The following is an 18,714-nucleotide window of genomic DNA, read 5'->3' as shown; positions in this document are numbered from 1 at the left end:
AAAGGAATAAAATGCTGCAAAATCTTAAAGAATATCAGCAAAACTATCTAAGAGTATTGGATACAAACTACAAAAGGTATATACACCGCGTAGTAGATTTCAACCAAAAACTCATCGGCATCATAGGTGCTAGAGGGGTTGGAAAAACCACTTTTTTACTTCAGTATCTCAAAGAAAATGATTTGCCGCTTTCAAAAAAACTCTACATGAGTGCGGATGCCATAGATTTAGATTCACTCTTTGAAATAGCATTTGAATTTTCCAAAGAGGGTGGAGAGCTTCTCATAATAGACGAAATTCACAAATATAAAAACTTTGAAATAGAGCTAAAAAAGATATATGACATGCTTAATCTTAAAGTCATATTTAGCGGTAGCAGTGCCATAAGGCTTGACCACTCAAAAGGAGATTTGAGTAGAAGAGCATTGCTCTACCACATGAAAGGGTTGTCTTTTAGAGAGTTTATAGAGCTTAAAAAGTCCATAAAACTACCTATTTTTACAACACAAGAGATATTTAGTAACCATATTGATATAGCTTACGAATTGGGTAATGATTTTAAACCTTTTGAGTTTTTTCAAGAGTACCTAAAATACGGGTACTATCCGTTTTATTTTGAAAGTGAGCAAAGTTATCTACTCAAACTTCAAGAGACCATAAACACTGTCATAGAGGTTGACATCCCATCCATCTTCCCCATAGAGTACGACAAAATCATAAACTTAAAAAAACTTGTTCGCTTAGTGTGCCAATCAAAACCTTTTAAAGTCAACATAAAAGAGTTATCCACAAAAATAGGCATCAGTGACTACCAAACACTTTATAAATACTTGGAATATCTAAAAAGAGGAAAGATTTTAAATCTCTTAAGAGCTAAAGCCAAAGGAGACTCTATCTTTGTAAAGCCAGATAAAATCTACCTTGCCAATACAAATCTACACTATAGCTACTGTGATCAAGTGGAAATCGGCACTATAAGAGAGGTCTTTTTTATGAGCATGTTTGATGAAAAAGATATAACACTATCTTCAAAGGGCGATTTTAGTGTAGAAGATACTTTCGTTGTAGAAGTCGGCGGAAAAACCAAAAGCTACAAACAGATAAAAGACATACCAGAGAGTTATATCGTATCCGATGATATAGAGATAGGAAGCGGCAACAAGATACCGCTATGGCTTTTTGGTTTTTTGTATTAAAATATTTGCTAAATACAATTAAACTCCAAAGAGCAGATCAAGAGATACCTATTTACATCTACATCTAAGTTTCAATCCCCTTAGAATCGGGTCATGTTGTAATAAAAGCGAGTGGAGCAGTGTGAGACTCTCTTTAGCAAAAAGTGCTAATACGAGAAGAAAAAAAAGAAGCTTTCTCACTTTATCTCATCTTTAGATTTTTTATTTGCATACTTCGCCAAGATAAGCTCAGTGGTGTTAAGTAGCTTCTCTTTTTTCACAAGCTTCTCATGCTGAGAGAGTGGTAGTTTTACCTGCTTTGACTCTTTTGCTTCCTCTTTTTTTAGCTTCTCTTTAAACTCTTTGGTGCTGAGTCTTTTGATCATCAAAATATTGACACCAACTATTAGCACAATCAAAAACCACTTTAGAAGCAAAAGCTCAAGAATATTCTCTTTGTTCGATATTTTAAGCACGCTAAAGAGGTCATTGTAGACACCAATTATCATCAAAATAAGCCCAAAAGAGACAAGAAGCGTAATGATCTGCTTTTTAAACTTTTGCCAGAGCAAGTAGTATGTACCGCTTTTAAAGATAAATCCTAACATTTTATAGTCCAAACAACATATCAAGTCCGATGAATGCCAACAACCCTTGAGCAGCTTTTTTAGCATAATCTTCTTTGATATCTTTAGATAAATCACTTATCATAGCTTCGTAATCATCTTCTTCTATGTGTTCTATCTGTAGCCCTTTTGTTTTTATCTTTTCATTGACTACTTTTATTGCTTTTACCCTAATGTGTGAGTCATAAGCATTTGTCGCATTCTTTGCAGTATCGGTTATGCTATCTATAGCGCTCGATAAAAATTCTTTCATTTTATTTGCCCCTTTGGTATGATTGTTAGAGCTTTGTTATCACAATAAACAACTCTAAAGTTTTTAAATCCTGGAAGAACAAAGTATTTAACCTTGCTAGTTACAACTACATCTTTTAATATTTTTTCAAGAAACTCTAAAGCCACACCTACATCTTGATATGTGTAGTTTGTTTTAAACATAACTCTCTCTAAAAATCTTTGTGCCGCGTGAATTGTTACTTTCATTTTGAATCCTTTGGGTTGTTTTGATGATAAAAGTATAAGAGCTTTGTTGGTCGTATTATGTCTATATATAAAAAGTTTGTTTGTTGAGACAACTTGGTATAATTCTTTAAGAGTAAATGTGCAGATTTTTTAGATAGACAAAATATGCCTAATTATAGATATATTATTAGCTGGAAATATCGAGAAACAAAAAAACAAGATAGCTTCTTAAAAGCACTTTTAGAATATAGTTATATAACGTAAAAAAAAAGAGCGGAAATGACATGAAAAATAATTTTATACAGAGATTTGATTTAAGGAATAAAACAATCTTTATTGCAGCAATTATCTTGTCAGTAGTCATGTTTACTGCCATAAATAATTATTTTTTTTATGCTCATGTTGAAAGAAGTGCAGGCAGGGATGCTGAACAACTAGAATTGATATTAAATGAGAGTTTGAAATATTTTAGAGAGAATAAAATAAGTGATAAAAAATACAGAGAATATACAGAAGTTCTAGTGAAACAATTTCATGAAAAAGCCTATTATAATAAATATATTAATTTAAATTATCAAAATGCAATTGCAAAATCAACTGGTGAAATAAAAAAAGGATATGAACCTTTAAAACTTTTTTCAAAATCCCAAGATCTAGTTGCACAATATTCAGTTGATATAACAATTCCTGCATTAAATAGTGATAACAACATTACATATTTGAAAAATGTTACCTTTGATTCTGAAGAATATTTCTACTCTATTTTTAGAAGCATCTTCTTATCAGCAAAAAATGTGTATGAGGATTGTAATGATCCAGAAAAGGGATTTAAAAAAGCATTAGATAAATGGTGGGAAAACTATAGATTTAGAAGCCATATTCCTATACTTTTTGCAATTATTATGTTTGTGGTATTTTTTTATATCAGAAAATATCACATTGAATTATATAGAGAGATAGAGAGATTGGAGGGTGTTGCTTATGGCGATTCAAATAGTGATATAGAGAAAATAATAAACTGTTTAGAAAGTACAAATACGATAGATGGTAAAAATGAAGAGTTGCGGTTGATAATAAAAAACGGCACATTACTTGATACAAAAAATAGTGATGGCATGACGGCTTTAATGCAATTTGCTTTAAAAAAAGATTTATACAACAAGAAACAAGAAGGAATAAAACTTTTGATTGATAATGGTGCAAATATAAACACAAAAAATAAAAGTGGATTAACAGCATTAATGTTATGTTCTTTAAACAATGAAGAGGATGGATGCCAGATATTAACTAAATTTGGTGCAGACATCAATGTAAAAAGTGAGATGACTGCTTTTGATTTGACTAGTGAAGAAAATATAAGAGTTCTTATTCAAAAGTCTAAAAACAACACTCCTCAAAAACTTATAAAGCTTCTTAAAAACTTTACTATTGATAAGCCAATAAAATACACAACTCATGATTGGGATTTTGGAACTCTTAAAAATGAATATGGCAATTTTGATGGCTACAAAAGTGCTGTAAAAAAACAGTTTAAGAGCCTGGAAGACGAACTTCAAGAGTTGTCACCAAATCTTTACAAAAAAATTTATGCTTTTTTGATAGAAGAAAACCCCAATGAGAGCTATAGTTGGTGCCATAAAACTCACATCAATATAGGATGGTCTTCACTAAATGGACTAAAAGAACATTGCGATAGTGGCAAAACCCCAGATACTTTTGTATTGCCAAACGCTATTGTTTATAAAGTTGATTTTGAAACAGTAAGGCTTACTACCTTCAAAGACATTATCAATCTTTTTAAGCAAGAGATAGAAATACGAGAGAATTTTAAAAATCTAGAAATGTTATTTGCTGCTCAACAAGAAAATTTAGGAGAGAAATTTTATCTTGATTTCTCTGCCTCAAAATTTAATCGTCAATTTTATACCGATGTAGAAAAATTTTCAAGCGCACTTAGTAAAATATTTAGCGAAATAAAAATTCGAATAGAGTATCCAAGAGTAGAAGTAAGTACGCAAGAGAATGAAGAAGATAGATCAATAGTGATAAAAATTACACAATTAGACTCTTTTTCAAGTAAATCAGCAAATAGCTTGTTGGAAAAAGTAATAAACGACGGTGGAGATTTGGCTGAAATCAAAGCAACTCTTGTAAATATTTGTGATTGGAGTGTTGAGAGCAGTCATGAAGATATGAATTTTAGAGTGAACTTTTTGCATAGCAACAATGTCAAAGAAATCGAAATATTGGATTATAAACCAAAAGGATTTACACATATCTTGAGATTTTATAGATAAGATTTTACTAAAATACAAAACAAAAAGAAAAGAGTTTGTCGAAATGAAAAAGATACTGCTGATAGAAGATAGAGCTACAAGACAAGAGTTTTTTTTAGAGGGGGCGGGAATTGATTTTAAAAATTATGCTGGTATACTTGATAATTTTATAAACGATGACTATGAAGAGTTAAAAGAACAAATACTTCGAGATAGCTTTAATTTTACAAAGTATGATATCATCATCTCCCATAAGTCGGCATATGAAAACGACAACTCTCTTATTATTAATAAACTTAAAAATTACGCAAAAACTACAAAAAAAATTCTCATCTTTTTTTCAGGCGGCATCTCTGTAAACTACTATGACAACAGTGAGTTTAAATTTCTTGAGCTTAACTCAAAAACATTTTATAGTCAAAATCTTAAGCTATTTTTAGAGACAGTTCGAACAGGCGACGAGAATATTTTGATGCTTTGTTATGGAGAAAACTGGAAGTTTAATGTTGTTTCAAATGTTTTAGAAAAAACAAATCTATTTTTAGACCATCTTGGAGATAAAAATAGTGTTTTAAATAAATTTGTACTCTACACGGACTTGAATAAATTATCTCAAATCGATTATAAATTTTATGACATTATTACTGAAAATGGATGGATTAGTTCAGATGAAATACAAAAATTTAAAGACAGCATAATAAAATATTTTCAAGATTGTAATACTTACACAACAACGAAAGCTGACAACATATCACTTTTGATACATAATGACAATGTTGTAGAGACTCCATTTTTGTATGATATAGTATTTAATAATGAAGATGATATAGACACATATATCTCAACTAAAATTATCTCAGACCTCAGTTCCAAAGAATTCAATAAAATTTTTATAAAAGATAGCCTTTCATCAAATTACTTAGATCTTTTAGGTCTTCGAGTGGCTTACCATATCAGACTTAGTGAAAAATTGAAAGCAAAAAGATTTCTTCCAATAGTCATAATCAGTGAGTTTGATAGTGCTACTTTGATGCGTTTTAGTAATGAAGCAGAGATTCTGTTTACTGATGGGACTTATCTTTGCAATAATGCTAAAGAGGATATTGTAAAGCTTCAATCACTTGAGTTAAAAGGTCTATCACAAGAAAACTATATATATTTTTTAAATCAAATAAGAGTATCCCCTCCAAAAGATACATCAGGAAGCCATGATATAGCAAATAAATGGAGCATCTATAGATGGTCCCTGTTTTTGAAAGTAGAAAGTGAAACTGTTAAGAAAAACAAAGAAGAGATAGAAAATCAACTTTATTTTAAATATCTCAAAGCTTTAAATCAAAGCCAAACAAGTAAGACCACAAGTATTATTAAGCCATCAAAAAAAGGAAAAGTTTTACTTATAGATGATGAGTGGGATAAAGGTTGGGGTGATGTTTTAAAAAAAGCACTTAGCATAGATGATTTAGAATTTAATGTTTTTGAATATGATTTTAAAGATAAAACAAACTTCAATTTAATCATACAACTCAAATATAAAAATTTAAAAGACCAAATCGCAGAAGCTGATGTGGTTATACTTGATTTACGGTTAATAGAAACAGACCATGAAAATGATGATTTAGAAAACTACACAGGTATCCAAATTCTTGAAAAAATCCATGAGATAAATGCCGGCATCCAAGTAATAATGCTCACGGCAACAAGTAAAAGTAGCATACTTGAAAAACTCTATGAGAAAAAGATACTGGGATATATAAAAAAAGAGCACCCTGATGATATAAACATAGATACGGCTGAAAATATAAATAAATTAGTAAAAATGGTTGATAAAGGACTTGAAAGAAAGTTTTTAAAGAAAGTTTTTTTGACACAAAATAAACTTTTACAATTATCACTTTTCCAAGTTAAATTCTCTTTTGATATGCCAGAGAGTGATAAAAAATTATTAGAACTCAAAAACACTATATCAATGATATTTGAAACACTCGATAGCAACATTCCTAAGCCATTTATATATGGAATGTTTACGCTTTATAAATGTATAGAAATAATTTGCGATTATTTTATTTATGAGCAATACGATGTTGTTTCTAAAAAACAAAGAGCTTACTGGAGAGAGAATAGTAGAGCGATTGAGAATGATGGCAATGCTTCAATCAATAATAAAATTAAAAACATTATTGCAGTATTACAGATTAACGAAAATAATAATACACGGCTTATAGATGAACTTTCTTGCAGTAGAAATTATGAAATTCATCCTGGCGAAATTAAACCTGCATGCAAAGGTAGGGTTATACAAAATCCAAATGAGACACATCTTGTTCCTTGGCTTGAACTGATTGAAACAATACTTATAAAACTAGACAATATAATTTAAAATAGACAAAATATGTCTATCTATTTTTTTATAATTCTTTTAGAAATCAAGCTAAAAGGATTGAAAATGAATCTAAGAGAAACTTTTGAAAACTATGGTATCGCTTCAATTTATCACTTCACAGATAAAGCAAATTTAAAAACGATTGAACAACACGGGCTTCAATCATTAAAAAATATTTTCAATCTTAACATACCTGTTAAGCACTTTGGTGCTGAAGAATTAAGTCATAGACTTGATCAAAGAAAAGGGCTTGATAAGTATGTTCATCTATCTTTTATAAAAGATCATCCGATGTATCATGTAGCAAAAGCGAGAAAAAATATAATTGACCCGATATGGATAGAATTAGATAGTTCTATTTTATACGAAAACAATACTTTGTATTGTGATACTGTTGCAAATAGTACAAATTCGCATATATTTAAAATTGAAGATATTTTAAAATACATAGATTTTAATGCTATGATGTATGAAAAAGACTTCAACTTAAAAAAAGAAGCAAGAAAAGCTGAGATCATGGTGTTTGACTCAATAAATATAAATAAAATCAAAGGAATCACTTATGGCAAATAGACCAATATTTATTTCAACAAATAATTCTAAAGAGCTTTTTAGAGAGGTTAATATCGATTTTACATTTTATAATGGTTTTGCACTATCGCAAAAAGCAAAAAGCATTAAATCACTCCATAAAAATGCAGATGAACAAGGCTATAAAAAGGTTCTTGAAGTGTCAACAAAAGCAGATAATAAATTAGGATGGCAGTTAAGTGCGTTTAATTTGATGGTAGATTTTGATGTTAATAAGAAAATTTCTTTAGAGTGTGCATTTCAAGGCAGTAAAGTATTTGATGGCGGTACTCAATATGATGATTTGTATTTTGTCGAGAGCATACAGGCTAAAAAAGATGAGAGACTCAAAAAATCAGGCAATATTATAGGTTTTAATTTTGATGGAATTTTTTGGGAAAATGAACCTAAAACAGCATTTTATGACTATCTTTATATTAAAACTCTACATGACAACTACAGAGATATCATAGAAGAGGTGGCAGAATATAGCTCATTCTCAGATATAGAGTTCAATCCAAAAAAATCACTGAACTGTCAAGCAAGAACTTGTGCTGTTTTAGTTTCACTTGTTAATCTTGACTTGCTAGAAGATGCCCTAAGCTGCAAAGATAGATTTGTAGATATAATTTATAAGAAAGAAGCAAAACAGCAGAGTTTGTTTTAACTTAAATTTTGTTATGCAAAATACCGCTTAGCCCATTCGTCAACCAAACTTTTATCTTCCTGAGTCAAATGGTGTGTTGTACTTGCAGCTTGCTTGTACAACAGAGCTATCAACTATTTCAACTGCAAAAAGCAACTCTTTATCTTGAAAAAAGCTATAGATAGTTCTTTGCTTTTTTTCAATCATATCATAGTAATTACTAAGACTGATTGATAATTAATTTGAGCAAATCGTCTATCGATACTTATACTATTCTCCAACATAAGAACCATTTGGAGTTAAAGTTGATGAAGAACCACTTACAAAACTTCCATCTGGAGCCATGTTGTATGTACTTCCACCCACATAGCTACCATTTGGAGTCAAGCTAGAATTACTACCTCCTACATATGAGCCATTTGGAGCTAGTGTATACGAATCTCCGCCTACATAAGAACCATCGGGAGCCAGTGAATAACTATCTCCTGCTACATAACTTCCATCAGGTGCGAGTGTATATCCATCAGCAAAAGCTGTTGTACTAAGTATGGTTACTACTGTTAAAGTAGATAAGATTATTTTTTTCATTGTGTTGCTTCCTTTTGTTTTTTAGTGTAATTATTTTATAAGAATGTATAGACATATTTTGTCAACTAGTTAACTTCTTTAAAAGTAATTGCGTGAGTTGTGTATTCTCCATCAGCAGCACTAAAAAGGGCATCATTAAACATACTCTTTAGTGTTTGTTTGATTGCTCTGACTCCTAACTCACTTTGTGCCGCTATTTTTGCAACTTTATGTATAGTTTCATCATTTATATCCACTTTATCCCCGTGAAATGTTATTTTATTTATAAATTCATTTAAAGGAGAGCTATCACTTTGTGTCAAAATTTTATAATAATCATCTTCATTTAATGGGTATAAGTTTACAATGGAACTCATTCGTCCCAACAGCTCTTTTGGTACATCAGTTTTATATAAATTCTCTAAAGTAATCTTTTGCGCATCAGCTTCTATTTGTTCTTTATTAAACCCCATTACTGCTTTTCTTACTTTTTTTTCATCCAATATAGATTGAAAAGCACCACCAAGTATAAATTGAACATTTTTACTATCAAAGTCTATGCTCTCTTTATCTTCAGTACTGCTATAGACTTTAAATGTGCTACCTTCTAAGAGTCTTAGCAGTTGACTAGCAACTCTTTTACTATAGTTTAAATCACTATCTTCACCTAAAAATAGTTTATCAATTTCATCTAAAAATATTACTGCTTTAGACGCTCTTTCAATATCACCGTCAGCCAAAGATATCAAGTCTTTTATTAAACTAGTTACACTATAACCCTTGATTCCTTCTGGAACCATGCTTGCAGTATCTACATGTAAAAACACGCTATCTACAAACTCACTTGCTTTTTGGACTATAAAAGTTTTTCCGCTACCTGTTGGACCAACTATCATTATAGGAGCGTTGCTACCGATGTTTTTATTTGTAGGATATTCTGATTTTAAGCGATGGTAATATATGGCCAGTGCAACCTCTTTTTTAGCTTCATCTTGAGATATGACATGTCTATTTAAATGTGCTAAAATCATTTTTGGAGATATTGATATTTTTGTTTTCTTTAGTGAAACTACTTCTTTGTGCTTTAACGCTTCATCACCATGAGGATTTCTAACAACAACTTTTCCAGGGTTCTTTTTAGCATACTCTTGGGATTCAAGTGCATTATCAAAATATATATACTCGTCTAAGACTTTAAATAGTTTACTATTTTGAGACACACTTTATCCTTTAAATTTATTTTATAGTGTATATTATTATTTTATATGTCCATATAATGTCTATTTTATAAAAGTATGATTGAAACTAATTCTAAGTGCAAAATATTAAGAATAAAGACATTCTATTTACAAATATTTAATAATATGTTAATATGCATTTACACTTTATTGATTAAGGCATTAATATGAATTTACAAATACTTTTTGAAGAGCAAGCAAAACTTCTTCATAAAATTAGCTTAGACAAAAAAAGATACCTTTATAGCAAAATAAACTGGAGTTTAAAATCAATAGGGATTTTAGGACAAAGAGGTCTTGGAAAAACAACTATGATGTTGCAATACATCAAAGAAAATTTTACCAATAAAAATACGGCACTTTATGTAAGTTTGGACAATCCATATATGCAGTCAGTCTCCCTTTTTGAATTTGCCAAATATTTTGAACAGCACGGTGGTGAGGTGCTTTTTGTGGATGAAGTGCATAAATATGAAGATTGGTCAACACACATAAAAAATATCTACGATACGCTAGAACTAAAAGTGGTTTTTTCAGGATCTTCCATACTTCAAATATCACAGCAAAACAGCGACCTCTCAAGAAGAAGCATTATTTACACTTTAGAAAATCTATCTTTTAGAGAATACCTTGAGCTTCTTGATATTTATAAGTTTGATAGTTTTATGCTTGAGAATATTTTAGAAAACCATATATCTATAACACAAACTATATCCGAGCATATCAAGCCGCTTATGCACTTTAAAGAGTACCTCAAATACGGAGCTTATCCATTTATCTTAGAAGACAAAGAGGTGTATCATCAAAAAATCATTCAGATAATAAATCTCATACTTGAAACGGATTTGCCACATATAAACCACATAGACATCTCACAAATAGCAAAATTAAAAAAGCTGCTTTATCTTCTTGCTACAAATGTGCCTTTTATTCCAAATATCACAGATATTGCAAAAGCTACCAATATCTCACGTCCAAAAGTGTATGACTACTTAGAGTACCTAGAGCGAGCCAAAGTGATAAACAGTATAAAAAGCAAAGAAAAAGGCTATAACATTATGGCAAAACCTGAAAAGCTTTTTATGCAAAACACAAATATTTCATATGCAATTACAGCTAACTTAGACACAGGAAGTGCAAGAGAGGCTTTTTTTGTAAATCAGATAAAAAATGCCCTCTCTTCACAAACGAGGCTAATAGATGATAGAATTTTTAGTGCAAAAAAAGGCGACTTTTTAGTGGATGATAAATACACTTTTGAAATAGGCGGCAAAAATAAAGATTTTTCTCAAATCAAAGATATAAAAAACAGCTATCTTGCTTTGGATGATATAGAAGTCGGATATGGCACTAAGATTCCACTTTGGCTTTTTGGCTTTTTGTATTGAACAGATATTTTTGACTTAAGAGCACCTCTAAAAACATAAGTTCTAATATAAAAATTCTATCCTGCAAAATACCGCTTAGCCCATCCCTCAACTAAACTTTTATCTTCCTTTGTCAATGGTGTGTTGTACTTACAGCTTGCTTGTACAACAGAGCTATCAGCTATCTCAACTGCAAAAAGCAACTCTTCCCCTTGAAAAAAGCCATAAATGGTTCTTTGCCTTTTTTCAATCATATCATAGTAACTACTAAGACAGTTTTGTAACATATTGCCCCACAAATAAAGTTCTGTGCCATTTGATGGTAGTTTTACATCAAAGTTTTCTATTTTACAACATGCTTGAAGGTACTTTTGTTCATAAAAAAAAGTAATTTTTTCTAGTTTTTCTCTAATAGCACCATAGTGTAAATGAGCTAAAAAAGCATCATGAATATCACGAGGATTACAATGTGTTTTTGGAAGTGTCTCTAGCGTTTCACTTAACATATCAAAAAGTCCTAGAGTATCTTTAAGCCAAAAGGTGTCGTCTTGTGCATAGCGAGTAAAGAGTTTCTCTATCTGTTTGAGTGTATAGTGTCCACATAGATAAAGCATATATTCCTCTAAAAGATTATTTTCAATATTTAAAAGATGGGTACTTAAATCTAGTTTTAGCATTCTTTTAGCAATATTTACATCATTTATATAAAGAGACACTACATGTGCGAAACGAAAGTAATATCTACCTGTTTGTGCTTTTTCTTCATACCAATAATCAAGTTTTAATGATCGTTTATTAAATCTATCTAAATTGAGCAAAGAAGACTTGTAGTGTTTATAGATCTCCTTTTTATATGTTTTTTCTTTGCGATTTGCACTTACATATCTAAGTGCTTCCTCAATTGTCCAAACCTTCTCTTTAGGTAAAAGGTCGAGGTTTTCCCAGTAGATAAACTCATATTCACTAAGATGTTTATTGGCATAAAAAAAAGCAGCTTCATGGAGTGTTTTGCAAAGCAAAAGGATGGGATTATGGCTAAGATACTTTTGTAAATGATGAAGTATCTTTTTTTCATAAAGTTCCGCTAATTCAGAATTTCCAAAAGTAACATGAGATTCTGGAAATATCTCTTTATTAATTACTACATGAAAAAGCGTTTTCGAAAAATATGTAAATTTGTTCTGTACAAGATGTAAATCTTTTGGTATATCAATAGCTATCTCATAGACCAAAAAACTATTTTCTGTTGAGCTTAATCTAGGTTCTAAGCTTATGAGAGTGTCTTGTGAAAATATTTTCTCAATTGGAGCGTACCATATCATATTGTTAGCAAAAGAGTTAGCATCATAAAAATCACTATTACCACAATGCGGACAGCAGTATAGTGGTTCATTATCATCTGAAATATATATAAGTGTTTGGAACTCTGCATCTTCACAATCGCAAAGATAGGCATCTACAAGATAAGATGTTTCTTGATTAGAAAAAAGTGAGTCAAGATTATTAAGAGCAGAACTGAGTTTCCAAGCTATTTTTTGCATGTACAAACGTAATTACCTATAACCAATAAGTTTTTTTGCATCCAGTTCATTAACTCCATATAGTAGTTGTTTGTTGTAGGTTCTTTTGATTTAAGAGTATGCTCACTTATGTCAAGAGTTGCAGTCGTATTTTTAGTAAATAAATCATATATATATCTAATTGTACTAACAATCATTACAAATAGCAGAAATTCCATTTAAATTCTCCAAATATATAAATTTTTTTATATAACTTCATTGTTCTTTTTTATTTCAACTGCAAAAACTAAAATATTGTTTTACAAACAGATATTTCGAGATACTCCCATAATCCTTATTCCAAGACTATATAGCTTCTGTTGAAAATGTAGTATGGAATTCAGCTGGTATATGACCAACAGCGATTGTTTCAATCTCATATATCATTTGTTTCTTATATATAAAAAATTATATAGTTAAATATAGACAAATAATGACCATTATAAAAACAATTAATTTATTTTCTATATTTTCTTGAATATCTGTTGTTACCGGTGGAGTTAAAATAGTATGTTTGGATACAAACTTATGCTATAAACTTAAAGCATCATAAATTGCATAATTTTCAAACGGATACCCCGTCATATGCACACTAGCTATATTCAGCTAACCACTTAGTTTCAATCCCCTTAGAATCGGGTCATTTTGTATTTAAGTTTATATAGTATAAACGAACTAAACAAAGGTTTCAATCCCCTTAGAATCGGGTCATTTTGTATTGTTAGGTCGCTCTATAATAAGCAACAACATGGGTTTCAATCCCCTTAGAATCGGGTCATTTTGTATTAGAATTTAATGGAACTTCGTGATGAAGTTAAAGTTTCAATCCCCTTAGAATCGGGTCATTTTGTATTCAGTTTATAAACGAACTAGGAAGCAATAAGAAGGTTTCAATCCCCTTAGAATCGGGTCATTTTGTATTATGAATCTCTTGACGTATGTGACGCAGAACTTGAGTTTCAATCCCCTTAGAATCGGGTCATTTTGTATTACAAGATGAATTATAAAACACTAAAAGAGTTACAGTTTCAATCCCCTTAGAATCGGGTCATTTTGTATTCGATAGCTTAAAGACAATTAAGAGTTCATACTCGTTTCAATCCCCTTAGAATCGGGTCATTTTGTATTCTGTAGTAGAGTTAGGTCGTGACATCATAAGCAGTTTCAATCCCCTTAGAATCGGGTCATTTTGTATTCTTTAGAAATGACAAAGAAGAAGCAAAAAGCATTTGTTTCAATCCCCTTAGAATCGGGTCATTTTGTATTCTTATTAGTCAAAATGTAAAAAAAGGGTTTTTAAGTTTCAATCCCCTTAGAATCGGGTCATTTTGTATTAACTATCAAACAACAAAGAGGAAACAAGATGAAAGTTTCAATCCCCTTAGAATCGGGTCATTTTGTATTTATGTGGGAAAAGACTGCTAGTGTTGTAGAAGCTAGTTTCAATCCCCTTAGAATCGGGTCATTTTGTATTAAAAGCCAAAACTGTATTAGTTGAAAAACCAAAAGGTTTCAATCCCCTTAGAATCGGGTCATTTTGTATTAACTTCGAAAATGCCGTGGCAACTTTAAAAGACGGTGGTTTCAATCCCCTTAGAATCGGGTCATTTTGTATTAACGATAGCTTATTTAATGGAACTTATGCAGAGTTTCAATCCCCTTAGAATCGGGTCATTTTGTATTCTTCAGGCAAAGTGTTAAAAGCAAATGAGGCGTTTGTTTCAATCCCCTTAGAATCGGGTCATTTTGTATTGTGTGACGCTGAACTTGACGCATTAGAATTAGCGTTTCAATCCCCTTAGAATCGGGTCATTTTGTATTATTAATGTTGGTCCAAGAGAGTTTGGAGATTACGTTTCAATCCCCTTAGAATCGGGTCATTTTGTATTATTAATGAACATATACCAATTAAGAGCTTTATTAGTTTCAATCCCCTTAGAATCGGGTCATTTTGTATTAATGAGACGGGTTCTAAATTGAGCGAGCGAAAGGTTTCAATCCCCTTAGAATCGGGTCATTTTGTATTTAAATGGTTTGAGTTAAATGAGAATGAGTTAGGTTTCAATCCCCTTAGAATCGGGTCATTTTGTATTAATTATAGCTAAACTATCGGTGGTGGAAAAAACGTTTCAATCCCCTTAGAATCGGGTCATTTTGTATTTTTAAGAAACTGTATAAAGATTTTTATATCAAGGTTTCAATCCCCTTAGAATCGGGTCATTTTGTATTCGTATTCAATTACGCATTAGTATGTGGGAAGATAGTTTCAATCCCCTTAGAATCGGGTCATTTTGTATTAAGAGTTGCAGTTGAAGCTAGATATGGTTAATGGTTTCAATCCCCTTAGAATCGGGTCATTTTGTATTAAGAGACCGTATTTCATTTGACAAAAATGAAGTAGTTTCAATCCCCTTAGAATCGGGTCATTTTGTATTAATAGAAAGATGGTGGAGTGTACAGAGTACTTGTTTCAATCCCCTTAGAATCGGGTCATTTTGTATTCTGAAGACATTGGTTTATATTGTTTGTGCATAGGTTTCAATCCCCTTAGAATCGGGTCATTTTGTATTCCATCTAGCTACGGTAAATAGGGAGTTACTAAACTTATAGAAAACTGAAACAAATAATTAAAGCTATTATTAAGTTTAAACACCTTTGAAACCTCACAAAATAGAAAATATAAATCTTAAATTTTTTTTAAATAATTTAACAAAATAATGTCAAAAAACTCTTAAAAATTAAGTCTTTAATTATACCGCATATTTTTTATGATCATATAAATATCTGTACACTTTAAAAGCTTCATTTTTTGGAAGCAGCGATAAATCACCTTTATAATAAAGCAAACCTCTATAGTTGACTCCTATTTTTCTACCATCATACTCCACTTCTGGATAAATATTATTTTGCACACTTGGCATCATTCTTTTTCTAAAATCCTTAACAAAATCATAAAAAGCGGAGTCATGTACTTTTTTTTCTTGTTTGCTTTCTTGTAGCATAGATTTTATCTCTTTTAACTCTGCTAATAGCTCTATTGCCCATTCTGGTCTATTGTCTGACTCTTGATCAAATATCTTTTGTATTTTTTCTTGGATTGTCATTTTCTCTCCTAAAACACTAAGTTAAAGTTGCTTAAATCTATACCACTCTCAAGCGCAATAGAATTTTTTATATCAACATGGTAGATGCGAATATCGTCTTCATCTTGGTCTATAATTTCATCCAGCTCATTTACAAGAGCGAAAATATCAGCTTGCGTTGCCTGAGGATAAAAAAAAATAGATTTTTGAATTCTAGAAGCATTTTTTTCTAAACATTTTGCAACCTTTCGTATCCGTTTTTCATCTGCAATATCGTAACAAATGACAAAATCATGCTTAATCATTTTCCAACCTTATACTTGCAAGTATATAGCCATGATGATCGATAAAATAGACTTTAAATAAAGAAGCCAACTTTATAAGATGGGATGGAGTTATGTAAATAGTTTTGTTGATATAGAGTTCGCTGATATAACGAAAGGCTACGACATCATTGTTGGTTGGTGATGTAACTACCATATACTCAGAGTATATTTTGATTTTTGTAGATGGATTTTTAAGAATGAAGATTCGATTTATCATAAATCATACTTTTTAAATGTGCTATTTCATTATCTAGTTTTGGTTTTAGTGCATCAACAAGTGCAATAAAATAGGTCCATATCTTTTTTCTTCCCTCAAATTTGAGATAAACTCCCCCTTTTTTACTAAAATCATCTATTTCTACTATTTTGTTTTTAAAAAGATGAATGACAGCTTCATTAATATCTGCACGAAATAGTTCTAAGATATCAGAAGCAAGAGCATTGTGAGAGCGAAATGGTGTATGCAGATACCCCAAACTTGGCTCAAAACCATAACTTATAAGTTTGATAGTTATGATATTGTAATAGAGTGAGTACCAAAATGACATAATAGCGTTTACGGGATCTAATGGTGGCTGTTTAGAGCGTTTTGCTTTATGCATAGAGGTAGGAAACAGAGTGAAATACTCCTTGAAATATTTTCTAGCAAACGAGCCTTCTACTCCCATAATTTCATCTATTGAAGTTGCATTTTGAAGTTGTAGTTGTTCTTGCGTTTGCTCAAGTGTGATTTCATGAGCAGTCAGTTGTTTTGCATGTGTGTCTATTTTTTGCGAGATAAAATATTTTGCAAACTCTATGTTTCTTGCATGTGAGCTGTACTGAGCAAGTTTTATCTCTGCGTTTTTTGTATTTGCTGATGCTATGAGTGAAAGATTGTCATTTGCATGTGAAACTATCAGTATAGATATCTCTTCTTTTGTAAGTTTTAAAATATCGCTTGTATTGAGAGTTATTCTGTGATTAAGCACTAATAAATCTATGTATTTGAAGGGAATAGATTGCTGCTCTACTTTGATAGCACTGTTTTCAAATGTAAGATTAACATCTTTTTTATCGATTACAACTGTTCTCATATTATCACCACTCCTTTGTTTTCATAAGCTACATGTTTGGCTTTTCCAAGTAAGATAGGCTTGTCTAAAAATTTTATGATGTTAAGTTTGTCCTCATTTTTTGTTAATTGCAGTAACTGCGCAACAAGCTCTTTCATAAATGACTGGCTTAACGGTGCTTCAAGTGCTGAACGCTGACCGCCAAGAGAAAACGAATAAGCAACCCGTTTCACTTTTGGCAATCTTTTGATATCAAAAATATCGTAGGCTATTAGGAAACTATTCATATATCAAGCACTCATAGCCATATAATTTTCTTGTTTACAGGCTTTGCATTTTCTAAAACCTAAAGCTTCCAAAAATGAGATATCAAAAGCTAATCTTTTGTTGTACTCAGCTTGAAAATGTTCTATTATGAGGTCATACACTTCACCTTTAATGGTATGAAAATCTAAAACTGCATTGCGATACTCTTTGTCATTAAGACTATTAGCATTAATTTTACCTTTTGGTGCATATCTGTAATTGAGAATTTTATTTGTAAATTCGTGATTAAAGAAAAAGCGTAACTGGGTAAAACCATTTTTCAAGCGTAGTTTGAGATGTTGTTTTATCTGAATATTTTCAATATTTTTAACTCCTGAATTTGAATACTTTACCTCTTCAAGATTAGTATTTGTGTGAAAATATAATTGAAATTTTTTATTGAGTTCTTCAAATGCTAATGTTTTATGTTCATCTATCCACTCATGTATTGCTTGTTGATTTTCTAAGGACTGAAACTCTAAAGGTAGTTTTATATTTGTAAAGTCACTATACATCCATTTACAACTATGGTTTGTATGATATGCAGGAGTTTTTACTTTAAAAGCATAGTTTTTATTGTGAGATGTTATATTTTCATAAATATTTTGTTTGTTTTCTCCTATATCTTTTAAAAGAAGATCAAAATCTTTGAGTAAAAATTTTAGAGTATAGAGTTCTTGAATTTCGTTATTGTTAAATATATCTTCAATATCTTCGTGAGAGATTAATCCATCAAGTCCATCAGTTATATTGCTAATAATTTCAGATTTTGCAGGATAGTATATTTTTCTCATAATATTTCTTGAGATTTGTTTTAAACTAGCGTTTGTAATATAAACAATATTTAATTTATTCATCTCAATACTCCTTCATTAGATTAAAGAAGTATAGAAAATTATATGGTCATATTTTGTCTAGTAACTATCTGCTTTGAAATTTTTACGAGAATAGATTTTTTTACTTTTCACAGTACGAGTTACAGGATTAAATCCCCATTCAATACGATTTTTAATATTGTATTTTTTCTTATTGATTGTAACTATTTTCATCTATTACCCCTAATTTTTAAGGAATAATA

Annotated in this window: 21 protein-coding genes and 1 CRISPR repeat array; of the genes, 6 read left to right on the top strand and 15 right to left on the bottom strand. The window is 30.7% G+C overall.

What is annotated here, in order from left to right:
* Positions 1-11 precede the first annotated feature (11 nt).
* Positions 12-1,196: an ATP-binding protein gene (locus tag AC6H33_RS04290; protein ID WP_497605721.1), complete on the top strand. Its 1,185-nt coding sequence runs from the start codon at positions 12-14 to the stop codon at positions 1,194-1,196.
* Positions 1,197-1,372: 176 nt separating this feature from the next.
* On the opposite strand, the gene AC6H33_RS04285 is transcribed toward AC6H33_RS04290, so the two are convergent.
* The 3 genes from AC6H33_RS04285 to AC6H33_RS04275 are packed head-to-tail and all read right to left on the bottom strand — an operon-like array spanning position 1,373 to position 2,281.
* The gene (locus tag AC6H33_RS04285; RefSeq protein WP_497605720.1) at positions 1,373-1,783 is read right to left on the bottom strand and encodes a hypothetical protein; all 411 of its coding nucleotides are present in this window, start codon (positions 1,781-1,783) and stop codon (positions 1,373-1,375) included.
* 1 nt (position 1,784) lies between these two features.
* Positions 1,785-2,054 carry a hypothetical protein gene (locus AC6H33_RS04280; RefSeq protein ID WP_497605719.1) on the bottom strand — a complete coding sequence of 90 codons (270 nt, stop codon included), beginning with the start codon at positions 2,052-2,054 and terminating at the stop codon, positions 1,785-1,787.
* Positions 2,051-2,281 (bottom strand): hypothetical protein, encoded by a 231-nt coding sequence (locus AC6H33_RS04275; protein WP_497605718.1) that lies wholly within the window; start codon positions 2,279-2,281, stop codon positions 2,051-2,053. Before AC6H33_RS04275 ends, AC6H33_RS04280 begins: the two co-directional genes overlap by 4 nt.
* A 263-nt stretch (positions 2,282-2,544) precedes the next feature.
* Here AC6H33_RS04275 and AC6H33_RS04270 point away from each other — a divergent pair, with 263 nt between their 5' ends.
* The 4 genes from AC6H33_RS04270 (at position 2,545) to AC6H33_RS04255 (ending at position 8,156) form a co-directional block, all read left to right on the top strand.
* The gene (locus AC6H33_RS04270; RefSeq protein ID WP_497605717.1) at positions 2,545-4,557 is read left to right on the top strand and encodes an ankyrin repeat domain-containing protein; all 2,013 of its coding nucleotides are present in this window, start codon (positions 2,545-2,547) and stop codon (positions 4,555-4,557) included.
* 43 nt (positions 4,558-4,600) lie between these two features.
* Positions 4,601-6,916 carry a hypothetical protein gene (locus tag AC6H33_RS04265; RefSeq protein WP_497605716.1) on the top strand — a complete coding sequence of 772 codons (2,316 nt, stop codon included), beginning with the start codon at positions 4,601-4,603 and terminating at the stop codon, positions 6,914-6,916.
* Between the two features lie 66 nt (positions 6,917-6,982).
* Positions 6,983-7,492 carry a DarT ssDNA thymidine ADP-ribosyltransferase family protein gene (locus tag AC6H33_RS04260; protein ID WP_497605715.1) on the top strand — a complete coding sequence of 170 codons (510 nt, stop codon included), beginning with the start codon at positions 6,983-6,985 and terminating at the stop codon, positions 7,490-7,492.
* Positions 7,482-8,156 (top strand): DarT1-associated NADAR antitoxin family protein, encoded by a 675-nt coding sequence (locus AC6H33_RS04255; RefSeq protein ID WP_497605714.1) that lies wholly within the window; start codon positions 7,482-7,484, stop codon positions 8,154-8,156. The genes AC6H33_RS04260 and AC6H33_RS04255 overlap by 11 nt, the downstream gene beginning before the upstream one ends.
* Before the next feature lie 51 nt (positions 8,157-8,207).
* Here the strand turns inward: AC6H33_RS04255 and AC6H33_RS04250 are convergent, their stop codons facing one another.
* From AC6H33_RS04250 to AC6H33_RS04240, 3 genes are all read right to left on the bottom strand, one after another.
* Complete coding sequence (locus AC6H33_RS04250) at positions 8,208-8,342, bottom strand: hypothetical protein (protein WP_497605713.1); 135 nt, start codon at positions 8,340-8,342, stop codon at positions 8,208-8,210.
* Positions 8,343-8,405: 63 nt separating this feature from the next.
* The gene (locus AC6H33_RS04245; RefSeq protein WP_497605712.1) at positions 8,406-8,723 is read right to left on the bottom strand and encodes a hypothetical protein; all 318 of its coding nucleotides are present in this window, start codon (positions 8,721-8,723) and stop codon (positions 8,406-8,408) included.
* A gap of 65 nt (positions 8,724-8,788) precedes the next feature.
* Positions 8,789-9,922 (bottom strand): AAA family ATPase, encoded by a 1,134-nt coding sequence (locus AC6H33_RS04240; RefSeq protein ID WP_497605711.1) that lies wholly within the window; start codon positions 9,920-9,922, stop codon positions 8,789-8,791.
* A 185-nt stretch (positions 9,923-10,107) separates the two neighbouring features.
* On the opposite strand from AC6H33_RS04240, the gene AC6H33_RS04235 reads away from it, so the two are divergent.
* Positions 10,108-11,328 (top strand): ATP-binding protein, encoded by a 1,221-nt coding sequence (locus AC6H33_RS04235; protein ID WP_497605710.1) that lies wholly within the window; start codon positions 10,108-10,110, stop codon positions 11,326-11,328.
* Positions 11,329-11,384: 56 nt separating this feature from the next.
* Here the strand turns inward: AC6H33_RS04235 and AC6H33_RS04230 are convergent, their stop codons facing one another.
* The 9 genes from AC6H33_RS04230 to AC6H33_RS04190 all read right to left on the bottom strand — a co-directional run bounded on the left by AC6H33_RS04230 (position 11,385) and on the right by AC6H33_RS04190 (position 18,685).
* Positions 11,385-12,848 (bottom strand): PcfJ domain-containing protein, encoded by a 1,464-nt coding sequence (locus AC6H33_RS04230; RefSeq protein WP_497605709.1) that lies wholly within the window; start codon positions 12,846-12,848, stop codon positions 11,385-11,387.
* Positions 12,836-13,045 (bottom strand): hypothetical protein, encoded by a 210-nt coding sequence (locus tag AC6H33_RS04225; RefSeq protein WP_497605708.1) that lies wholly within the window; start codon positions 13,043-13,045, stop codon positions 12,836-12,838. Before AC6H33_RS04225 ends, AC6H33_RS04230 begins: the two co-directional genes overlap by 13 nt.
* 438 nt (positions 13,046-13,483) lie before the next feature.
* Positions 13,484-15,436: a CRISPR direct-repeat array (repeat unit 35 nt; unit sequence GTTTCAATCCCCTTAGAATCGGGTCATTTTGTATT).
* Positions 15,437-15,616: 180 nt separating this feature from the next.
* Positions 15,617-15,970, bottom strand: coding sequence for a hypothetical protein (locus tag AC6H33_RS04220; RefSeq protein ID WP_497605707.1), 354 nt, complete (start codon positions 15,968-15,970; stop codon positions 15,617-15,619).
* 8 nt (positions 15,971-15,978) lie between these two features.
* Entirely contained in the window at positions 15,979-16,254 is a 276-nt protein-coding gene (gene cas2 / locus AC6H33_RS04215) for a CRISPR-associated endonuclease Cas2 (RefSeq protein ID WP_497605706.1), read from the bottom strand.
* Entirely contained in the window at positions 16,247-16,492 is a 246-nt protein-coding gene (locus AC6H33_RS04210; protein ID WP_497605705.1) for a hypothetical protein, read from the bottom strand. Before AC6H33_RS04210 ends, cas2 begins: the two co-directional genes overlap by 8 nt.
* A complete protein-coding gene (gene cas1 / locus AC6H33_RS04205; RefSeq protein WP_497605704.1) occupies positions 16,467-17,351 on the bottom strand; it encodes a CRISPR-associated endonuclease Cas1 in 885 nt (294 codons plus the stop codon). The genes AC6H33_RS04210 and cas1 overlap by 26 nt, the downstream gene beginning before the upstream one ends.
* Positions 17,348-17,617, bottom strand: a complete 270-nt coding sequence (locus tag AC6H33_RS04200; protein WP_497605703.1) for a CRISPR-associated endonuclease Cas2 — start codon at positions 17,615-17,617, stop codon at positions 17,348-17,350. The genes cas1 and AC6H33_RS04200 overlap by 4 nt, the downstream gene beginning before the upstream one ends.
* 3 nt (positions 17,618-17,620) lie before the next feature.
* On the bottom strand, positions 17,621-18,493 hold the full coding sequence (locus tag AC6H33_RS04195) for a hypothetical protein (RefSeq protein ID WP_497605702.1): 873 nt from the start codon (positions 18,491-18,493) through the stop codon (positions 17,621-17,623).
* Positions 18,494-18,550: 57 nt separating this feature from the next.
* Entirely contained in the window at positions 18,551-18,685 is a 135-nt protein-coding gene (locus AC6H33_RS04190; protein ID WP_497605701.1) for a hypothetical protein, read from the bottom strand.
* Positions 18,686-18,714 lie beyond the last annotated feature (29 nt).

This window comes from Sulfurimonas limnophila (assembly GCF_059705345.1).
Note: the sequence above shows the minus strand (reverse complement) of the source record. Positions and strands in the feature narration are given on the sequence as shown.